Source organism: Rhizobium sp. BK289, assembly GCF_014193575.1.
Taxonomy (GTDB): Bacteria; Pseudomonadota; Alphaproteobacteria; order Rhizobiales; family Rhizobiaceae; genus Rhizobium; species Rhizobium tropici_C.
Genome location: NZ_JACHZO010000011.1, coordinates 1 through 19,668 on the forward strand (window position 1 = coordinate 1; position 19,668 = coordinate 19,668).

13 protein-coding genes are annotated in these 19,668 nt (G+C 60.2%); 11 read left to right on the forward strand and 2 right to left on the reverse strand.

The window, feature by feature from the left end:
• Window positions 1-217 precede the first annotated feature (217 nt).
• Window positions 218-526: a hypothetical protein gene (locus FHT84_RS20885; protein ID WP_112343307.1), complete on the reverse strand. Its 309-nt coding sequence runs from the start codon at window positions 524-526 to the stop codon at window positions 218-220.
• A gap of 312 nt (window positions 527-838) precedes the next feature.
• On the opposite strand from FHT84_RS20885, the gene FHT84_RS20890 reads away from it, so the two are divergent.
• Together FHT84_RS20890 and FHT84_RS20895 are read left to right on the forward strand one after the other, a co-directional pair.
• A complete protein-coding gene (locus tag FHT84_RS20890; protein WP_112343306.1) occupies window positions 839-1,081 on the forward strand; it encodes a hypothetical protein in 243 nt (80 codons plus the stop codon).
• A gap of 172 nt (window positions 1,082-1,253) precedes the next feature.
• Window positions 1,254-1,724, forward strand: a complete 471-nt coding sequence (locus FHT84_RS20895) for a hypothetical protein (RefSeq protein ID WP_112343305.1) — start codon at window positions 1,254-1,256, stop codon at window positions 1,722-1,724.
• A gap of 33 nt (window positions 1,725-1,757) precedes the next feature.
• Here FHT84_RS20895 and FHT84_RS20900 read toward each other — a convergent pair whose 3' ends face one another.
• Window positions 1,758-2,009 carry a hypothetical protein gene (locus FHT84_RS20900; protein ID WP_112343304.1) on the reverse strand — a complete coding sequence of 84 codons (252 nt, stop codon included), beginning with the start codon at window positions 2,007-2,009 and terminating at the stop codon, window positions 1,758-1,760.
• Between the two features lie 419 nt (window positions 2,010-2,428).
• Between FHT84_RS20900 and FHT84_RS20905 the strand changes: the two genes are divergently transcribed.
• The 9 genes from FHT84_RS20905 (at window position 2,429) to glgC (ending at window position 19,668) form a co-directional block, all read left to right on the forward strand.
• Window positions 2,429-3,529 carry a DUF475 domain-containing protein gene (locus FHT84_RS20905; protein WP_183764840.1) on the forward strand — a complete coding sequence of 367 codons (1,101 nt, stop codon included), beginning with the start codon at window positions 2,429-2,431 and terminating at the stop codon, window positions 3,527-3,529.
• Window positions 3,530-3,821: 292 nt separating this feature from the next.
• Entirely contained in the window at window positions 3,822-5,249 is a 1,428-nt protein-coding gene (locus FHT84_RS20910; RefSeq protein WP_112343302.1) for a mannose-1-phosphate guanylyltransferase/mannose-6-phosphate isomerase, read from the forward strand.
• A gap of 182 nt (window positions 5,250-5,431) precedes the next feature.
• The gene (locus FHT84_RS20915; RefSeq protein WP_183764837.1) at window positions 5,432-8,752 is read left to right on the forward strand and encodes a transglutaminase family protein; all 3,321 of its coding nucleotides are present in this window, start codon (window positions 5,432-5,434) and stop codon (window positions 8,750-8,752) included.
• 13 nt (window positions 8,753-8,765) lie between these two features.
• Window positions 8,766-11,183, forward strand: a complete 2,418-nt coding sequence (locus tag FHT84_RS20920) for a circularly permuted type 2 ATP-grasp protein (RefSeq protein WP_112343300.1) — start codon at window positions 8,766-8,768, stop codon at window positions 11,181-11,183.
• 4 nt (window positions 11,184-11,187) lie between these two features.
• Entirely contained in the window at window positions 11,188-12,066 is an 879-nt protein-coding gene (locus tag FHT84_RS20925) for a transglutaminase family protein (RefSeq protein WP_112343299.1), read from the forward strand.
• A 148-nt stretch (window positions 12,067-12,214) separates the two neighbouring features.
• A complete protein-coding gene (locus FHT84_RS20930; protein ID WP_245430398.1) occupies window positions 12,215-13,417 on the forward strand; it encodes a VWA domain-containing protein in 1,203 nt (400 codons plus the stop codon).
• Between the two features lie 295 nt (window positions 13,418-13,712).
• Complete coding sequence (locus tag FHT84_RS20935) at window positions 13,713-16,175, forward strand: glycogen/starch/alpha-glucan phosphorylase (protein ID WP_112343298.1); 2,463 nt, start codon at window positions 13,713-13,715, stop codon at window positions 16,173-16,175.
• Entirely contained in the window at window positions 16,172-18,379 is a 2,208-nt protein-coding gene (glgB, locus tag FHT84_RS20940) for a 1,4-alpha-glucan branching protein GlgB (RefSeq protein WP_113250024.1), read from the forward strand. The genes FHT84_RS20935 and glgB overlap by 4 nt, the downstream gene beginning before the upstream one ends.
• Window positions 18,380-18,405: 26 nt before the next feature.
• Window positions 18,406-19,668 (forward strand): glucose-1-phosphate adenylyltransferase, encoded by a 1,263-nt coding sequence (gene glgC, locus FHT84_RS20945; protein WP_112343296.1) that lies wholly within the window; start codon window positions 18,406-18,408, stop codon window positions 19,666-19,668.

Below are 19,668 nucleotides of genomic sequence, written 5' to 3' on the forward strand. Positions count from 1 at the left end.
GGGCCACCCCAGCGGTTCAAGCAGGAGGTCTCTCAACTACCGTGTAGAACTCGTCCAGTCCTCCACCGTAGGTGGAGGTTTATTTATCGATATAAGCAAAGGCCTTTCGAGAAATCGAAAGGCCTTTTTAGTTTCGTCATCGACTTGCTGAACCTAAGTTTGCCTTGGAGCAGATTGGCCAATGAGCCGATCGGGAGCCAAAACGAATTGCAGACGATCAGCGATCCAGGAAATGCCGGAACACCGCCGTCGTGGGATAGGCGTAGGCACCGCGATCGACAAAACCGTGGCGGTAGAGGCAATCCCGCAGAGCCAGCCAGTAAAGCGTGCTGTTTGGATCCGGAGAGCCACGGTGCCAGGAATAAGCCTCAGGCTCGCAGCGATCGAGAACCCTCTCGTATGTCGCAAGCACCACCGGATCGCTGTCGGCGCGAATGCCGTGATAGGTCTGATAGTTTGAAGGCGCCTCACCTGCTGAGACGCATGCCAGGCTCAAAATCGCTCCCAGCGCTAACATCATTCTCATGTGCTTCGATCTCCAACTAGAGCAATTCCGGAAAAAGTGCGAAGCGCCTTTCCGTCCGGAACTGCGTAAAAGCAAAAGATAGAGCGGGTCAGAGGTTTTATGAAAAGCTGAACCGCTCCTCCCGCGCCCGAAAATTCGAGCGCAGGTCGAGAATAATCGTCTTTTGGAAGATAGCCAATCACATGCTGATGTTCGCGGCGATTGCGAGTTGCACGCCGCCTGCGACACAAGTTCTCGCCAGAAGCCGCTTGACTTCCGGGCGCGCCGTCATCCTACTGTCATATCAGCGCATCGATCATACGGGAGGACGAGATGACGGTGATGAAGCGGCAGTTCTACAAGAACCACAAGCCGAATGGCGATGAATACATGTTCCATCTCGCCCGCGACACCGAGAGCGGCGAGGTCTACGTCATCCGCCAGGCGGACTATGTCGTCGACGGCGGCAGCGAGAAAACCATGACCCTCTACGAATTCCTGGCCGGCGGCGGCAACCGCCAGAACGCCCTGCTGCAGTTGATCGGCTCGCTCGTCCCGGAATCGGCCCCTCACTGAAATCCGCACAACCCTGAGCGGTCGTTTTGCGATAGCGGCCTGCTCCGGTTACGAGCGTGAAGCACAACGGGCGATCGGACCGATCGGCGGCCGGTTCAGGCTCGCGCCCTGCTTTGGGTTGACTGCCACATTTTGATCGGCAAACTGCGTGGGCTTGAAAGGAGCCCTTCTTATGCGATTCGCAGGCATTGCTTTTGGATTGACCGTCTTGGCCGCGACCTCGGCCGGCGCAGTGGAAAATTTCCCGTCGCAAGGCGTCACCGTCGTCAGTGGAAAATGTTCCAAACTCGTGGTCGGCAAGCTCGACGCCTCCAAAGGATGCAAGGCCGAAATCGCCAGCGTGACGGGTCCGGACGGCTCGGTGACCTTCATCTTCACATCAGGCGGCAAGATGCTCGGCTTCCAGGGCAACGGCAAGGGTATCAAGCCCGGCAGTGAGAAGGGAACCGCGCAGCTGCCGATCGATGTCATCTCGACAGGGGCCGGCAGCAAGATATCCGGTCAAGTCGAGGCAAAGGGCACGTGCACCTTTGCCAATCCCTACGCAGGCAAGCCGATTGCCATCCAATGCTCGGCGAAATCGACGGAAATGAGCTTCAACGGCAGCTTCACGTCCGACGGCAAAACGCCGCGGCACAAATAAGCAGGCATTGCCGTCGCACAAGGCGCGGTCCGTTTAATGCTGCGGGCCGCTCTTTTGCTTGTGGTTATGATTGGCGTCTGCCGGCGCTTCGCGCGAGAGATCCGCGCCGTTGACATGGGCGGGGACATGCACATCCTCATGGGTCACGGGATGCAGCGTCAGATCCACCTGATGTGGCGGCAGGACCTGGGCCTGGCGAAGCGTGTTCGGCCGAGCCTTCTTCTGCCGCTCCGTCAATTCCGGCTTCTGCGATGGTTCGTTGCGGTGAATGGAATAAGGGCTCATGGGAGCTTCTCCTGTCGATCGCTGTATTGAAGGTAACGGATCCGCTCGAGGGATCCGCGTAGCGGACGGCGCAAACATGCGTGAGGGGCAAACGCGGCCTTTTCCGTTTGGTTCCCCAAATTCGCAATTATTGGGAGCAAGGTCAGCAGGCCCTATTTCAACTCTTGACCTGCGTCGCGACTTCACTAACTATTGACTATCTCCGCGCCTTCCTGACATCGGCGACGGATTGAACTTTGGTGCCGGGCCCCTCTGGCGAGAGTTTTCACGGCGCTCTCGCGATGTCGGTACCGCCTGCAGATGAGCCGGCGGATTTCTTTCATGAACAGCTTGACCATGCCTCGCCCGCATGCCGTCTTCGGCATATGGCTGCCCGTTCCATCCGAAAATCATCAGTTCCTTTGTGGCGAGGTGCGCCCATGACGCCGCCCGCCGCCTCCAAATCCGTACTCGGCTATTTCGGCTGGGCCTTTGCCGTCACCATCGGTGGCCTTGCTCTCGGCGCCTTTCTGGGCTGGAATACCACCGGCACGATGGGTGGCCTCGCCACGGCCTTCTTCATCTGCGCGGTTCTCGCCGTATTGGAGATTTCGCTCTCCTTCGACAATGCCATCGTCAATGCCAACAAACTGAAGGAGATGACGCCGGTCTGGCAGCATCGCTTCCTGACATGGGGCATCATCATCGCCGTCTTCGGCATGAGGATCGTCTTTCCGCTGGCAATCGTCGCGATCGCCGCCTGGATCGACCCGTGGGAGGCGCTGAAGCTGGCCGCCACCAAGCCGGAGCAATATGCCGAGATCATGCAGAATGCACATCTGCCGATCGCCGCCTTCGGGGGCACATTCCTGATGATGGTCGGCCTGACCTATTTCTTCAATCACGAAAAGGATGTGCACTGGATTGGCTTCATCGAGAAGCGCATGGCACATTTCGCCACCGTCAAGGGCGTTGAAATCGCCTTCGTGCTGGTTCTTGTTCTGATCTTCAGCTCTCTGCTCGACGGCGACGATTCGACGACCTTCCTGCATGCCTCCATCTATGGCCTCCTGACCTTCCTCCTGGTGGAAGTCCTGGCAGGTTTCCTGGATGCCTCGCAAAAGACTATGAGCGCAGCCGCAAGGGGCGGCTTCGGCGCATTTCTCTATCTCGAAATCCTCGACGCCAGCTTCTCCTTCGACGGCGTCATCGGCGCATTTGCCCTGACGCAGAACCTGTTCATCATCGCCATCGGCCTCGGCATCGGCGCCATGTATGTCCGCTCCATGACGATCATGCTGGTGGAAAAGGGCACGCTTGCCCATTACCGCTACCTCGAGCACGGTGCCTTTTACGCCATCCTGATCCTCTCGGTGATCATGTATGTGCAGACACTGTTCCACATTCCTGAAGTCATCACCGGCCTCGGCGGCGCGGCCCTGATCGGCATCTCACTCTGGTCGTCGATCCGCTACAACAGGCGCAACGCCCTCGACCATGTGCCGGCACGTGGCGAACAGCACGACAGGGCGGAAGCGTAGACGCCCAGCCGCTGAAGGCTGCTGTTTGCGAACGAGCAATCCAGAATCTATGGCGGAGACCGTTTCCCGACGGCCTCCGCCTTTTCATGCAGGACAGCGCCGTGAATGGATTTTCATTGGGATTTCCGCTCCGAGATCGCCGAATGTTTACGCTGCCGACATATTAGCGCTAGCGTTTTGCCGAAAAATATCGCAATGGCGATTGACGTTGTCGAAGGAGCATGGCGGAAGGCGCAGCGGTTGCGCTTCCTGGCGGTCGGCTCTCGAATGAAGTGTCTAGGAGAGGCAGAGTATGGCAGCAAAGATCGTTCCGGTGATTATGGCAGGCGGCAAGGGTACACGGCTATGGCCGCTATCGCGCGCATCCGCTCCGAAGCAATTCATCCAGTTCATCGGCGACAAGACGCTGTTTCAGAACACGCTGGAGCGCGTTGCCGATCCTGAACTTTACGAAGCGCCGATCGTCCTGACCAACGAGGAATTCCGCTTCCTCGTTGCGGAACAGGCTCGCGAGCTCGACCTGAAACTGGCCGCCGTGCTGCTGGAGCCGGTCGCCCGCAATACCGCTGCCGCCGTCGCAGCTGCCGCCGCGCTCGTCACCGAGCTTTTCGGCAAGGACGCGATCATGCACGTCCTCGGCTCGGACTATGAGATCGATGCCAACGCGACCTATTACGATTGCGTGCGCCAGGCGCGCGACACCGCCCTTCAGGGCAAGCTCGTCACCTTCGGCATCAAGCCGACGGAACCGGCCACCGGCTATGGCTATATCGAAAGCGGCAAGGCGCTTTCGACCGGCGCCCATGCCGTCAAGCGCTTCGTCGAGAAGCCGGCGCTGGACAAGGCTCAGGAAATGGTGGCAAGCGGCAGCTTCTACTGGAACTCCGGCATGTTCATGTTCTCGGCGGCACAGCTTCTGGACGAAATGAAGGAATATGCGTCCGACGTCGAGAAAGCGGCCAGCAAGGCCGTTTCCAAGGCAACCCGCGACCTCGATTTCACCCGTCTGGATGCCGATGCCTTCTCCAAGAGCCCCGACATTTCCATCGACTACGCGCTGATGGAAAAGACGGCGAACGCCGCCGTCGTTCCCTCGCCCTTCACATGGTCCGATCTCGGCAGCTGGGACGCGGTCTGGAAAGTCGGCAATCGTGACGAAAGCGGCAACGTATCGGCCGGCGCCACGACACTGGTCAACACGAAGAATTCGCTCGTGATGACGCACAGCCTGCACGTCGCCGTGCAGGGGCTTGAGGACGTCGCCGTCATCGCCAGCGAGGACGCCGTCTATGTCGGCCACCTCAAGGACAGCCAGGAAGTCGGCAAGCTCGTCAAGCTGCTCGCAAGCGAGAAGAAGACCGCCAAGCTCACCGAGACGCACCCGACCTCCTATCGCCCTTGGGGCGGCTATACCTCGGTGCTGAACGGCGAGCGCTTCCAGGTCAAGCGCATCTTCGTGCTTCCGGGCAAGAAGCTGTCGCTGCAGAAGCATCACCACCGCTCCGAGCACTGGATCGTCGTCAAGGGCACGGCCGAAGTGACAGTCGGCGAAAACGTGCAGATGCTGCGCGAAAACGAATCGATCTATATCCCGCTCGGCGAAGTGCATCGCCTGTCGAACCCCGGCAAGATCCTGCTGGAGCTGATCGAAGTGCAGACCGGCTCCTATCTCGGCGAGGACGACATCATCCGCCTGGTCGATGAGTTCGGCAGAAGCTGATCCGCAAGCAAACAGATCCAGATTTCAGAACGGCGGGCAAAAGCCCGCCGTTTTTTCTTGGCATTACACGGCAGGAGCTTCCGAAGCGCCGGGAGACGCCTTGCTTTCTTTCGCTGCATTGCACACACTGCTGGTGGGAACAGCAATCACCGCACAACGATGCGGGCTAGGCGAAGAGACATATGGCGATCAAGGCAAGCATCTATCATCTCACCCATTATAAATACGACAATCCGGTTCGCCTCGGCCCCCAGATCATCCGCCTGAAACCCGCCTCGCATTCCAAGACGCGCGTGCTGAGCCATTCGCTGAAAGTCACGCCGTCAAATCATTTCGTGAACCTGCAGCAGGACCCCTACGGCAACTATCTCGCCCGCTTCGTCTTTCCCGATCCGGTAACCGAGCTGAAGATCGAAGTCGATCTCGTCGCCGACATGACGGTCTACAATCCCTTTGACTTCTTCGTCGAAGAGGAAGCGACGAAATGGCCCTTCGATTATCCCGAGACCATCCGCGAGGATCTGTCAATCTATATGAAGCCGGAAGAACCCGGTCCCAGACTGAAAGCCTTCCTCGCCACGCTCGACCGCTCCGCGCAAAAGACCGTCGATATGATCGTCGGTCTCAATACGCGCCTGCAGCAGGAAATCGGCTATGTCATCCGCATGGAAGCCGGCGTCCAGACGCCTGAGGAGACCTTGGAAAAGGCGAAAGGCTCCTGTCGCGATACGAGTTGGCTGCTTGTTCAGGTCCTGCGCCATCTCGGCCTCGCCGCCCGTTTCGTCTCCGGCTACCTCATTCAGCTGACACCCGACCTGAAGGCGCTCGACGGCCCTTCCGGCACCGAGGTCGATTTCACCGACCTGCATGCCTGGGCGGAAGTCTACCTCCCCGGCGCCGGTTGGGTCGGCCTCGATCCGACATCGGGCCTTCTGACGGGCGAGAGCCATATTCCGCTTGCCGCCACGCCGCATTACCGCAATGCCGCGCCGATCTCGGGCGGTTATTTCGGCGAAGCCAAGACCGAATTCGATTTCGACATGAAGGTCACCCGCGTCGCCGAGCATCCGCGCATCACCAAGCCCTTCTCGGACGAAAGCTGGGATGCGCTGAACGAACTCGGCGAAAAGGTCGACGCGATCCTGAAGGAAGGAGACGTGCGCCTGACCATGGGCGGCGAGCCGACCTTCGTTTCGATCGACGACTTCGAGTCGGACGAATGGAATACTGCAGCCGTCGGTCCGACCAAGCGTGAAAAAGCGGATACGTTGATCCGCCGCCTGCGCGAACGCTTCGCGCCGAATGGCTTCCTGCACTACGGCCAGGGCAAGTGGTATCCCGGCGAAAGCCTGCCGCGCTGGACCTTTTCGCTCTACTGGCGGCGCGACGGCCTGCCGATCTGGTCGAATCCGGATCTGATCGCCAATGAAGGCCGCGACTACAGCGTCACCGAGGACGATGCCGGCCGCCTGCTGACGGCGATCGCCGGCGAACTCGATATCGAGCCGGGCTATGTGGCGCCCGCCTTCGAAGATCCAGCCGAATGGCTGGTGAAGGAAGCGAACCTGCCCGACAATGTCGATCCATCCAATTCGAAGCTGAAGGATCCGGAAGAGCGTTCGCGAATGGCCCGCGTCTTCGAACGTGGACTGACGCGGCCCACGGGCTATATCCTCCCCATCCAGGCATGGAATGCGCGCGCCAGCGGCCGTCGCTGGACGAGCGAGAAATGGCGCACGCGCCGCGGCCGCATCTTCCTGACGCCTGGTGACAGCCCGGTCGGCTACCGCCTGCCGCTGAACTCGCTCGGCTGGATACCGGCATCGCAATATCCCTACATCAACCCGATGGACCCGACGATCCCGCGTGAAGCGCTGCCTGACTATGGTGAGGACAAGGGCCGGCCGCTGCAGGCTGCCCATTTCCAGCCCTTCACCGGCCAGCAGCCGATCATGCCGCAATCCCTCGATGAGATCGGCGGCTATGTGCGCACGGCCATCAGCGTCGAGCCGCGCGATGGACGCCTCTGCATCTTCATGCCACCGACGGTCAGCGTCGAGGATTACCTCGATCTCGTTGCGTCAGCCGAACGGGCCGCTGCGGCCCTGAACCTGCCGGTTCACATCGAGGGCTATCCGCCGCCGCAGGATGAGCGCATCAATGTCATCCGCGTCGCCCCCGATCCCGGCGTCATCGAGGTCAACATCCATCCGGCATCGAACTGGAAGGAAGCCGTCGATATCACCACGGCGGTTTACGAGGAGGCGCGCGCCAGCCGGCTCGGCACCGACAAGTTCATGATCGACGGCCGCCACACCGGCACCGGCGGCGGCAACCATGTGGTCGTCGGCGGCCGCAGCACCATGGACAGCCCTTTCCTGCGCCGTCCCGACCTTTTGAAGAGCCTGGTGCTGCACTGGCAGCGCCATCCCTCGCTCTCCTATCTCTTCTCCGGCATGTTCATCGGCCCGACCAGTCAGGCGCCGCGCATCGACGAGGCCCGCCATGACAGCCTCTACGAGCTGGAAATCGCACTGGCCCAGGTCCCGGCACCCGGCCGCGGATTGCAGCCGCTTCCATGGCTGGTGGATCGCCTCTTCCGCAATCTCCTGACTGACGTCACCGGCAACACCCACCGCTCGGAAATCTGCATCGACAAGCTGTTTTCGCCTGACGGCCCGACGGGACGCCTCGGTCTCGTCGAATTCCGCGGTTTCGAAATGCCGCCGAATGCCCGCATGAGCCTTGCCCAGCAATTACTGGTGCGCGCGCTGATCGCCCGTTTCTGGCGCAATCCCATCGACGGCAAGTTCGTGCGCTGGGGCACGACACTGCATGATCGCTTCATGCTGCCGCATTATATCTGGCAGGATTTCCTCGACGTTCTCGCCGATCTCCGCGAAAACGGTTTCGACCTGCGGCCGGAATGGTTCCAGGCGCAGCTTGAATTCCGTTTTCCCTTCTGCGGGGAAGTCGAATATGAAGGCAGCAAACTGGAATTGCGCCAAGCGCTGGAGCCCTGGCATGTGCTGGGCGAAGAAGGCGCGATCGGTGGCACTGTCCGCTATGTCGATTCGTCGGTGGAACGCCTGCAGGTTCGAGTCGAAACCTCCAATCCATCGCGCTATACGGTGACCTGCAATGGCCGCCCCGTGCCGCTGACGCCGACGGGAGCGTCCGGCATTTCGGTCGCCGGCGTGCGCTACAAGGCATGGCATCCGGCCTCAGGCCTCCATCCCGTTCTGCCCATCGATACGCCGCTGACTTTCGATATCTACGACACATGGTCGCGGCGCTCGATCGGCGGCTGCATCTACCATGTTGCTCACCCTGGCGGCCGCAACTACGACACATTCCCCGTCAACGGCAACGAGGCGGAAGCGCGACGACTTGCGCGTTTCGAACCTTGGGGGCATACAGCGGGTGGCTACGCCTTGCGACCGGAGACTGCGTCGGTGGAATTTCCTCTGACGCTCGACCTCAGGCGGCCGGCAGGAATTTGAGACGGAACTGTGAATGGCTAGAAAACCGGCGACGGAACGGCGGGACGAAGTGAAGACCGGAACCGGTAAGGAACCGGCCTTCGCCTATCGTCCGTTGCCCGGCGTCGCCGACGAAATGGTCGACAATAAAGGCGCCGTTCGCCCGGTCTGGCAAAATCTGCTGTCGGCGCTGTCGCGCATGTCGGAACTGGAGCTGACGGAGCGCTTCGCCCGAGCCGACCGCTATCTGCGCGATGCCGGCGTTTTCTATCGGGCCTATGGGACGACTGGCGCCAGCGAACGCGGCTGGCCGATCTCGCATATTCCCGTGCTGATCGATGAGCGCGAATGGCAATCGCTTTCGGAAGGGCTGCGCCAGCGCGCCGATCTGCTCGAAGCGGTCATGGCCGATATCTATGGCGACAGCCGGCTGGTGAGCGAAGGCTTGCTGCCGCCGGCGTTGATCGCGGCCAATCCGGAATTCCTGCGTCCGCTGGTCGGCGTCAAGCCCGCAAATGGTCATTATCTGCATTTCCTGGCCTTCGAAGTCGGCCGCGGCCCGGATGGAAACTGGTGGGTGCTGGCCGACCGCGCGCAAGCACCATCAGGCGCCGGCTTTGCACTGGAAACGCGCGTCGCTACCACTCGCGCCTTCTCCGATATCTATGCGGAAACCAAGGTTCATCGCCTCGCCTCCTTCTTCGGCGCGTTTCGCGATGCCCTGCTGGGTGGCAAGCGCAGCGGCGAGGGCCGGGTCGCCGTTCTGACTCCGGGACCCGCCAACGAGACCTATTACGAGCACGCCTATATCGCCCGCTATCTCGGCTTCATGCTGCTCGAGGGCGAAGACATCACCGTCGTCGACGACCAGCTGATGGTGCGTACCGTCGCTGGACTGCGGCCGATCAGCGTCCTGTGGCGCCGCCTCGATGCTTCCTATGCCGATCCGTTGGAGCTCAACCAGCATTCCCATATCGGCACACCGGGCATGGTCGAGGCGCTACGGGCGCAGACGGTGACGATCGTCAATGCACTCGGCTCCGGCATCCTCGAGACGCGTGCCCTGCTCGCCTTCATGCCGACCATCTGTCGGCATTTGCGCGGCGAGGAATTGAAGCTGCCGTCGATCGCCACCTGGTGGTGCGGCCAGAAGGCCGAGCGCGAGCATGTCGCCGCCAATATCGAGAAGATGGTGATCGGGCCGGCCTATTCCTGCATGCCCTTCTTCGACGATAACGGCCAGTCCGTGCTGGGCTCGACCTTGCGCAGCACCGCCCGCGATTCGATCGCGGAATGGCTGGCGAGCGAAGGTCACAAGCTGGTCGGCCAGGAAGTCGTCACGCTTTCAACCACGCCGGCCTGGGTCAACGGCAGGCTGACGCCGCGGCCGATGAGCCTGCGCGTCTTCGCGGCCCGCACCGAAAACGGCTGGCAGATCATGCCCGGCGGCTTCGCCCGCATCGGCAGCGGTGACGATGTTGCCGCCATCGCCATGCAGGCCGGCGGCTCGGCCGCCGATGTCTGGATCGTCTCCGACAAGCCTGTCGAAGCCCATACACTGCTGCCGGCCGAAGAAACCTTCACCCGCAATATGCCAGGCAGCCTGCCGAGCCGAGCCGCCGACAACCTCTTCTGGCTTGGCCGCTATATCGAGCGGGCCGAAGGCGCCCTGCGCATCCTGCGCGCCTGGCATGGGCGTTTTGCCGAGGCGGCGGATCCGAAGCAGCCTCTGCTTGCCGACGTCAGCGCCTATCTCGCCGCCATCGATATCGATACCGAGGAGGCGGTTCCCGAAAGCCTGCTGAGCAACATAAACAGCGCGGTTTATTCGGCCAGCAACATCCGCGACCGGTTTTCCCCGGACGGCTGGCTCGCGCTGAACGATCTTGCCAAGACCGCGCGCCGTTTCAAGGAGCGGGTAAAGCATGGCGACGACGCCAGTCATGCCATGACGATCCTGTTGCGCAAGCTTGCTGGCTTCGCAGGCCTCGTGCACGAAAACATGTATCGCTTCACCGGCTGGCGTTTCCTGTCGCTCGGGCGATACATCGAGCGCGGCCTGCATATGACGCGGCTGCTCGGCCATATGTCCGGTCCGGATGCGCCCGATGGCGCGCTCGACATGCTGCTTGAGATCGGCGACAGCGTCATGACTCATCGCCGCCGCTACAACGTCAATACGGCCCGCCTGACGGTGACCGATCTCCTGGCGCTCGATCCCCTCAATCCGCGTTCGATCCTCTTTCAGATGAACGAGATTCACCGCGAAGTGGAACAGCTGCCGAATGCCTTCGTCAACGGCCAGATGTCGCCCTTTTACCGCGAGGCCATGCGGCTGCATTCGGGTCTTGCCGTGATGACGCCCGAAGCGATGACCGTCGAAGTCTACCAGCAGCTGGCACGCGAATTGGAGCGGCTTTCCGATCTGCTGGCACGCACCTATCTCGGATGACGTGATGCTCTATGATCTCTCGCTTCACATGGGCTACATATACGACGTGCCGGCCAGCGGCGCACGGCATATATTGCGTGTCATGCCGCTCTCCCTGCCCAATCGGCAGAGGCTGATCGCCGGCTCGGTGAAAATAACCCCAGGCCCGGACGAGCAATCGAACTTCACGGATTTCTTCCAGCATCCGGCAACTTCGATCCTCGTGCGCGATCCGCACGAGAGGCTCGATATCCGCATGCAGGCGCGTGTCCAGGTGGAAAGCCAGCCCGTCGCAGCGGATTTTTCGCCCTTGCTCGCCAAATTGCCCGAAGAGATCGATGATTGCTGGTCGGTCGACCCCTCTTCGCCCCACCATTTCCTCGGTAGCAGCCCGCGCCTGCCTGAGACGAGTGAAATCACCGATTACAGCAGGCAGTGGCGATCGACCAGCCTGACGACCCTGCAGATCGCCCATGCGCTCTGCGCGCAGATACACAAGGATTTCACCTACGACCCCAAGGCGACGACGGTCGACACCACGCCGAAAGAGGCCTTCCGCCTCAAGCGCGGCGTCTGTCAGGATTTCTCGCATGTGATGATCATTGCGCTGCGCAGTCTCGGCATCCCCGCCGGCTATGTCAGCGGCTTCCTGCGTACCATCCCGCCGCCCGGCAAGGAACGGCTCGAGGGCGCCGACGCCATGCACGCCTGGGTGCGCGTCTGGTGCGGCGAGACGGCCGGCTGGATCGAGCTCGATCCGACCAACAATATTCCCGCCGGCACGGACCATATCGTCGTCGCTTATGGTCGCGATTACTCCGATGTCGCACCCGTCATCGGCGTGCTTAAAAGCTATGGCAGCCAGAAGGCCGTTCAGGCAGTAGATGTTGTTCCACTAAAATAGAATATGCTTAAAGTAGTAAAAATCTGAAGCAAATCGTGCCAGATTGCGTCATTCGTTAAAAATCAACCTGCCGCTTAAACGCTCAACTAAGATTTGTAATTGATAGTCTCGCCGTTCTTGGGAACTTAACTCTTTCGAATAGGCGGACATGATGCTTGCCGGCTCTGATCTACTTTGCGCATTAAAACAACTTCTACGTGATAGAGCTGGAAATTTTGGCATCCTGACGGCGATTGCTGTACCCGTATTGGTAGCAGCGGGCGGCATGGCGGTAGACGTCACCAACATGTCGCTGTCGCACAGCGAGCTTCAGGAAGCAACCGACGCAGCCGCACTTGCGGCAGCGACTTCGCTCGCTAACGGGACGGCAACGACGACGACCGCTAAGGATCTCGCCAACAACTTCGTCCTCGGCCAGATGTCGAACTACCTGCCGGGAGACACCACGACAACGAACGCGTTGAAGGCAGGAACATCGACCACGGTAACATCGAGCAGCAATTCATCCGGCGGCACGAGCTATACTGTTAAGGTCGACGCTTCCTACGGCATGCAGGTCAACAGCATGAGCCGCCTGCTCGGCATGACATCGATGACAATTTCATCGTCGAGTTCAAGCACGAGCGGAACGGCCGTTCAAAAAACCGCCCTGTCGATGGAAATTGCACTCGATAAGTCTGGATCGATGCTGCTCAACACAAACGCCATCGACAAGACACAAGCCAGCTGCATACAGTATTATACCAACGGCAACTATCTGTATCAGTATCCAAATCCGATAAGCCCCTGCTATATCAAGAAAATAGATGCGCTGAAGACGGCAGTAAGTAGCCTTCTCGACCAGTTGGATGCCGCCGATCCCAAGTCACAATATGTTCGCACAGCGGCCATTGCCTGGAGCAGTCAGGTCGACAGCTTCAGCAATCTCGATTGGGGAACGAAAACGACCCGTACGAATGTCGTGAGCGGACTGAATGCCCAAGGGGGCACCGAATCGAACGCTCCGATGAAAAAGGCTTATAACAGCGTTACCGCCGTTGCCGAGGCAACTGCACAAAGTAACAATGGCAACAAGACCTTTCAGAAATATATAGTCTTGATGACGGACGGCGAAAACAACGACACAAGTTCCGATCAAAAAACGCTGAATACATGCCAGGCCGCAAAGGACGCCGGCGTGCAGATCTATACGGTTGCCTTCATGGCTCCGACACGCGGACAGACACTGCTCGCCGCCTGCGCTTCGAGCCCGTCCAATTATTTCGATGCGCAACAAATGTCCGATCTCGTGGCCGCCTTCAAGAGTATCGGTGCTCAGGCGGCCAAGCAGATGACGCTCCTGACCAAGTGACCCCACCGGCAGCAGCACAAAGCAACCAAGGATAGAGAACAAAGAAAAAGCCGCGCGATGCGAGTATCGCGCGGCTTTTCTTTTGATCGATGCGCGAATAAAAGCTCGAAATATCATCGGAATCAAGTCTTTTCCCGCTCACGCCAAACCTTTCGCCGCAATTTTCGCATCTGCGCAACTCGCTTGTTGCAACTGCTTTACATCAGTGCGTAAACTGATAGTGAAACGGAAGGCAAATCGATTTAATTGGCCGTAAGGGGCTGAATATAAATCACAAATGGCGAGAGTTGATGATATGAATAACTTGACGAAGGCCGATCTCCCCGTTCCAGCCCCGCGCAGTTCCCGCCCGGAAATCCTTGCCGAAGAAATCATCGAGCGCCTGACCTATCGTATCGGCAAGGACGCCAAGGTCGCCAAACCGCATGACTGGCTGACGGCAACGATCCTCGTCATTCGCGACCGCGTCATCGACAAGTGGATTGAATCGACCCGCAAGACCTATGAGACCGGTGCCAAGCGTGTCTACTATCTATCGCTCGAATTCCTGATCGGCCGCCTGATGCGCGATGCGGTCTCCAATCTCGGCCTGATGGAGGAGATCACCAACGCGCTTTCCTCGCTCGGCGTCGATATCCGTGTCATCGCCGGTATCGAGCCCGATGCGGCCCTCGGCAATGGTGGCCTCGGCCGTCTCGCCGCCTGTTTCATGGAATCCATGGCAACCGTCGACGTGCCGGCCTATGGCTACGGCATTCGCTATGTCCACGGCCTGTTCCGCCAGCAAATGGCCGACGGCTGGCAGGTGGAGCTGCCCGAAACCTGGCTGGCGCACGGCAACCCCTGGGAATTCGAACGTCAGGAAAGCTCCTATGAAATCGGCTTCGGCGGTGCTGTCGAGACCGTCAGCGGCCATGACGATCAGCCGCGTTATGTCTGGAAGCCGGCCGAGCGCGTTATCGCCACGGCGTTCGACACGCCCGTCGTCGGCTGGCGCGGCAAGCGCGTCAATACGCTGCGCCTCTGGTCGGCACAGCCGATCGATCCGATCCTGCTCGACGCCTTCAACGCCGGCGATCATATCGGCGCGCTGCGCGAGAGCAACAAGGCCGAGAGCCTGACGCGCGTTCTCTATCCGGCCGATGCGACGCCAGCCGGCCAGGAACTGCGCCTGCGCCAGGAATTCTTCTTCTCATCCGCCTCGCTGCAGGACATTCTGCGCCGCCATCTGCAGCAATATGACGATCTGACCAATCTCGCCGACAAGGTTGCAATCCAGCTCAACGATACGCATCCGGCCGTTTCCGTCACCGAGATGATGCGCCTGTTGGTCGATGTCCACGGCTTCGACTTCGACAAGGCATGGGATATCACCAAAAACACCTTCGGCTACACCAACCATACCCTGCTGCCGGAGGCATTGGAAAGCTGGCCCGTTCCGCTGTTCGAGCGGCTGCTGCCGCGCCACATGCAGATCGTCTACGCCATCAACGCCAAGATTCTCGTCGAGGCACGCAAGCTGCGCAACTTCAGCGATACGGAAATTCGCTCGATCTCGCTGATCGACGAGAACGGCGACCGCCGCGTGCGCATGGGCAACCTCGCTTTTGTCGGCTCGCATTCGATCAACGGCGTTTCGGCACTCCACACCGACCTGATGAAGGTCACGGTTTTCGCCGACCTGCACAAGCTCTACCCTGACCGCATCAACAACAAGACGAACGGCATTACGCCGCGCCGCTGGCTGATGCAGTGCAATCCGGGCCTCACCAGCCTCGTGCGCGAAACCATCGGCGATGCCTTCCTCGACGATGCCGAGCAATTGAAGCCGCTGGATCAATTCGCCCGCGACAGCGCCTTCCAGGAAAAATTCGCCGCCATCAAGCGTGCCAACAAGGTGCAGCTTTCCAATCTCGTCGCCAGCCGCATGGGCATCAAGCTCGATCCGAACGCGATGTTCGATATCCAGATCAAGCGCATTCACGAATACAAGCGCCAGCTTCTGAATGTCATCGAAGCCGTGGCGCTCTACGATCAGATTCGCTCGCATCCGGAGCTCGATTGGCAGCCGCGCGTCAAGCTCTTCGCCGGCAAGGCAGCGCCGAGCTACCACAACGCCAAGCTCATCATCAAGCTGATCAACGACGTCGCCCGCGTCATCAACAACGATCCGTCGGTGCGCGGCCTGCTGAAGGTCGTCTTCGTACCGAACTACAATGTCTCGCTTGCCGAGGTCATGGTTCCGGCCGCCGACCTTTCCGAACAGATCTCGACCGCCGGCATGGAAGCATCAGGCACCGGCAACATGAAATTCGGCCTCAATGGCGCATTGACGATCGGCACGCTCGACGGCGCCAATGTCGAAATGCGCGACAATGTCGGCGAGGACAATATCGTGATCTTCGGTCTGCGGGCCGATGAGGTCGCCAACCTGCGCAGCGACGGTCACGATCCCCGCGCCATCATCGAGCGTTCGCGCGAACTCTCGCAGGCTCTGTCGGCCATTGCCTCCGGTGTCTTCTCGCCCGATGACCGCAACCGTTATGCCAGCCTGATCGACGGCATCTACAGCCACGACTGGTTCATGGTCGCCGCCGATTTCGACGCCTACGCGTCGGCACAGCGCGAAGTCGATATTCTCTGGGCCAACCCGTCGGAGTGGTATGCCAAGACAATCAACAATACCGCTCGCATGGGCTGGTTCTCTTCCGACCGTACGATACGCCAATATGCCAAGGAAATCTGGAGAGCCGGATGAAGAAGCCGAAAAAACCCGGTGACGGCAACAGCTTGAGGGATATTTCGGCAGACGAGATCGCTGCGATTCTCAAAGGCACCCATTCCAATCCGTTCGCCGTCCTCGGCGCCCACAAGACGGATGACGGCTATGTGGTGCGTTGTTTCATCCCCGGCGCGGAATCCGTCACCGCCTTGGCGCTGGACGGCTCAGTCATCGGCGAGTTGGACTGCCTCGATCCGGCGGGCTTCTTTTCCGGTGACGTGAAGCTCGGCAAGCAGCAGCCGCTGCGTTATCGCGCCCGGCGCGGCGATGCCGAATGGGCAGTGACCGATCCCTATAGCTTCGGCCCGATCCTTGGGCCGATGGATGACTATTTCGCCCGTCAGGGCACGCATCTGCGCCTCTTCGACAAGATGGGCGCGCACCCGATGAAGCACGAAGGTGTCCAGGGCTTCCATTTCGCCGTCTGGGCGCCGAATGCGCAGCGCGTTTCGGTCGTCGGCGATTTCAACAATTGGGATGGCCGCCGCCATGTCATGCGCTTCCGCTCCGACTCCGGCATCTGGGAGATCTTCGCTCCCGACGTGCCGGCCGGCGTGGCCTACAAGTTCGAGATCCGCGGCCATGACGGCGTGGTGTTGCCGCTGAAGGCCGATCCCTTCGCCCGCCGCAGCGAACTGCGCCCCAAGACCGCTTCGGTCACGGCCGCCGAGCTCAGCCAGGCATGGGAGGATTCGGCCCACCTCGAGCATTGGGCAAGCGTCGACCAGCGCCGCCAGCCCATCAGCATCTACGAGGTCCATGCCGGCTCCTGGCAGCGCCGGGACGACGGCTCGATGCTCTCGTGGGACGAGCTTGCCTCGCGCCTCATCCCCTATTGCGTCGACATGGGCTTCACCCATATCGAATTCCTGCCGATCACCGAGCACCCCTATGATCCGTCCTGGGGCTATCAGACCACCGGCCTCTATGCGCCGACCGCCCGCTTCGGCGAGCCGGAAGGCTTTGCCCGTTTCGTCAACGGCTGCCACAAGGTCGGCATCGGCGTCATCCTGGATTGGGTGCCGGCGCATTTCCCCACCGACGAGCATGGCCTGCGCTGGTTCGACGGCACGGCGCTCTACGAGCATGAGGACCCGCGAAAGGGTTTCCATCCCGACTGGAACACGGCGATCTACAATTTCGGCCGCACCGAGGTGCTCGCCTATCTCTTGAACAACGCGCTCTACTGGGCCGAAAAATTCCACCTGGATGGCTTACGCGTGGATGCCGTCGCCTCCATGCTTTACCTCGACTATTCCCGCAAGCATGGCGAATGGATACCGAACGAATACGGCGGCAACGAAAATCTCGAGGCCGTCCGCTTCCTGCAGTCGATGAACACCCGGATCTATGGGGCTCATCCCGGCGTCATGACGATCGCCGAGGAATCGACCTCCTGGCCGAAGGTATCGCAGCCTGTCCATGAAGGCGGCCTCGGCTTCGGCTTCAAGTGGAACATGGGCTTCATGCACGATACGCTGAGCTATCTCTCCCGCGAGGCCGTGCATCGCAAGTATCACCACAACGAGCTGACCTTTGGGCTGATCTACGCCTTCTCGGAAAATTTCGTCCTGCCGCTCTCGCACGATGAAGTCGTCCACGGCAAGGGATCGCTGATCGCCAAGATGTCCGGCGACGACTGGCAGAAATTCGCCAACCTGCGTGCCTATTATGCCTTCATGTGGGGCTATCCCGGCAAGAAGCTGCTCTTCATGGGCCAGGAATTCGCGCAATGGAGCGAGTGGAGCGAAGAGCGCGCGCTCGACTGGAACCTTTTGCAATACCGCATGCATGAGGGCATGCGGCGTCTCGTGCGCGATCTCAACTTCACCTATCGCAGCAAGCCGGCCCTTCATGCCCGCGATTGCGAGGGCGACGGCTTCGAATGGCTTGTCGTCGATGATTTCGAAAACTCGGTCTTTGCCTGGCTGCGCAAGGCGCCGGGCGAAAAGCCGGTTGCCGTCATCACCAATTTTACGCCAGTCTATCGCGAGAATTATACCTTGCGCCTGCCGGCTGAGGGGCGGTGGCGCGAGATATTGAATACCGATGCCGATATCTACGGCGGCAGCGGCAAAGGAAATGGCGGGCGAGTACAAGCCGTCAGCGCAGGCGGAGGCGTACAAGCGATAATAACGCTGCCTCCATTGGCGACCATCATGCTCGAACCGGAATTTTGAGATCATTACGGACAGGGAGGAATAAAATGGTAGAAAAACGTTTCCAGCCGCTGGCGCGCGATGCCATGGCCTACGTTCTTGCCGGCGGGCGTGGGAGCCGTCTGAAAGAACTGACCGACCGCCGTGCCAAGCCGGCCGTCTACTTCGGCGGCAAGACGCGAATCATCGATTTCGCGCTATCCAACGCACTCAATTCCGGCATCCGCCGCATCGGCGTCGCCACCCAATACAAGGCGCACTCGCTGATCCGCCATATGCAGCGCGGCTGGAACTTCTTCCGTCCGGAGCGAAACGAAAGCTTCGATATCCTGCCGGCGTCGCAGCGCGTCTCGGAGACGCAATGGTACGAAGGCACGGCCGACGCCGTCTACCAGAACATCGACATCATCGAGCCCTACGGCCCGGAATACATGGTCATCCTCGCCGGCGACCACATCTACAAGATGGACTATGAGTGGATGCTGCAGCAGCACGTCGATTCCGGCGCGGAAGTTACTATCGGCTGCCTCGAAGTGCCGCGCATGGAAGCCGTCGGCTTCGGCGTCATGCATGTCAACGAGAAGGACGAGATTATCGATTTCGTCGAAAAGCCGGCCGATCCGCCCGGCATTCCGGGCAATCCGGATTTCGCGCTCGCCTCCATGGGCATCTACGTCTTCCACACGAAGTTCCTGATCGAATGCCTGAAGCGCGATGCGGCCGATCCGAACTCCAGTCGCGATTTCGGCAAGGACATCATTCCCTACATCGTCAAGAACGGCAAAGCCGTCGCCCATCGCTTCACGCAATCCTGCGTTCGCTCCGATTTCGAGCGCGAAGCCTATTGGCGCGATGTCGGGACGATCGATGCCTATTGGCAGGCCAACATCGACCTGACGGCCGTGGTGCCAGAGCTCGACATCTACGACAAGTCCTGGCCGATCTGGACCTATGCGGAAATCAGCCCGCCCGCCAAGTTCGTCCATGACGACGAGGATCGCCGCGGTTCGGCAGTTTCTTCCGTCGTCGCCGGCGATTGCATTATTTCCGGCGCGAGCCTCTACAACAGCCTGCTCTTTACCGGTGTGCGCGCCAATTCCTACTCCAAGCTGGAGGGAGCCGTCGTGCTGCCGAGCGTCAAGATCGGCCGCCGCGCGCAACTGAAGAATGTCGTCATCGACCATGGCGTCACCATTCCCGAAGGGCTGGTAGTCGGTGAGGATCCGGACCTCGATGCCAAGCGCTGGCGCCGCACGGAAAGCGGCATTTGCCTGATCACCCAATCGATGATCGACAAGCTGGATTTGTAA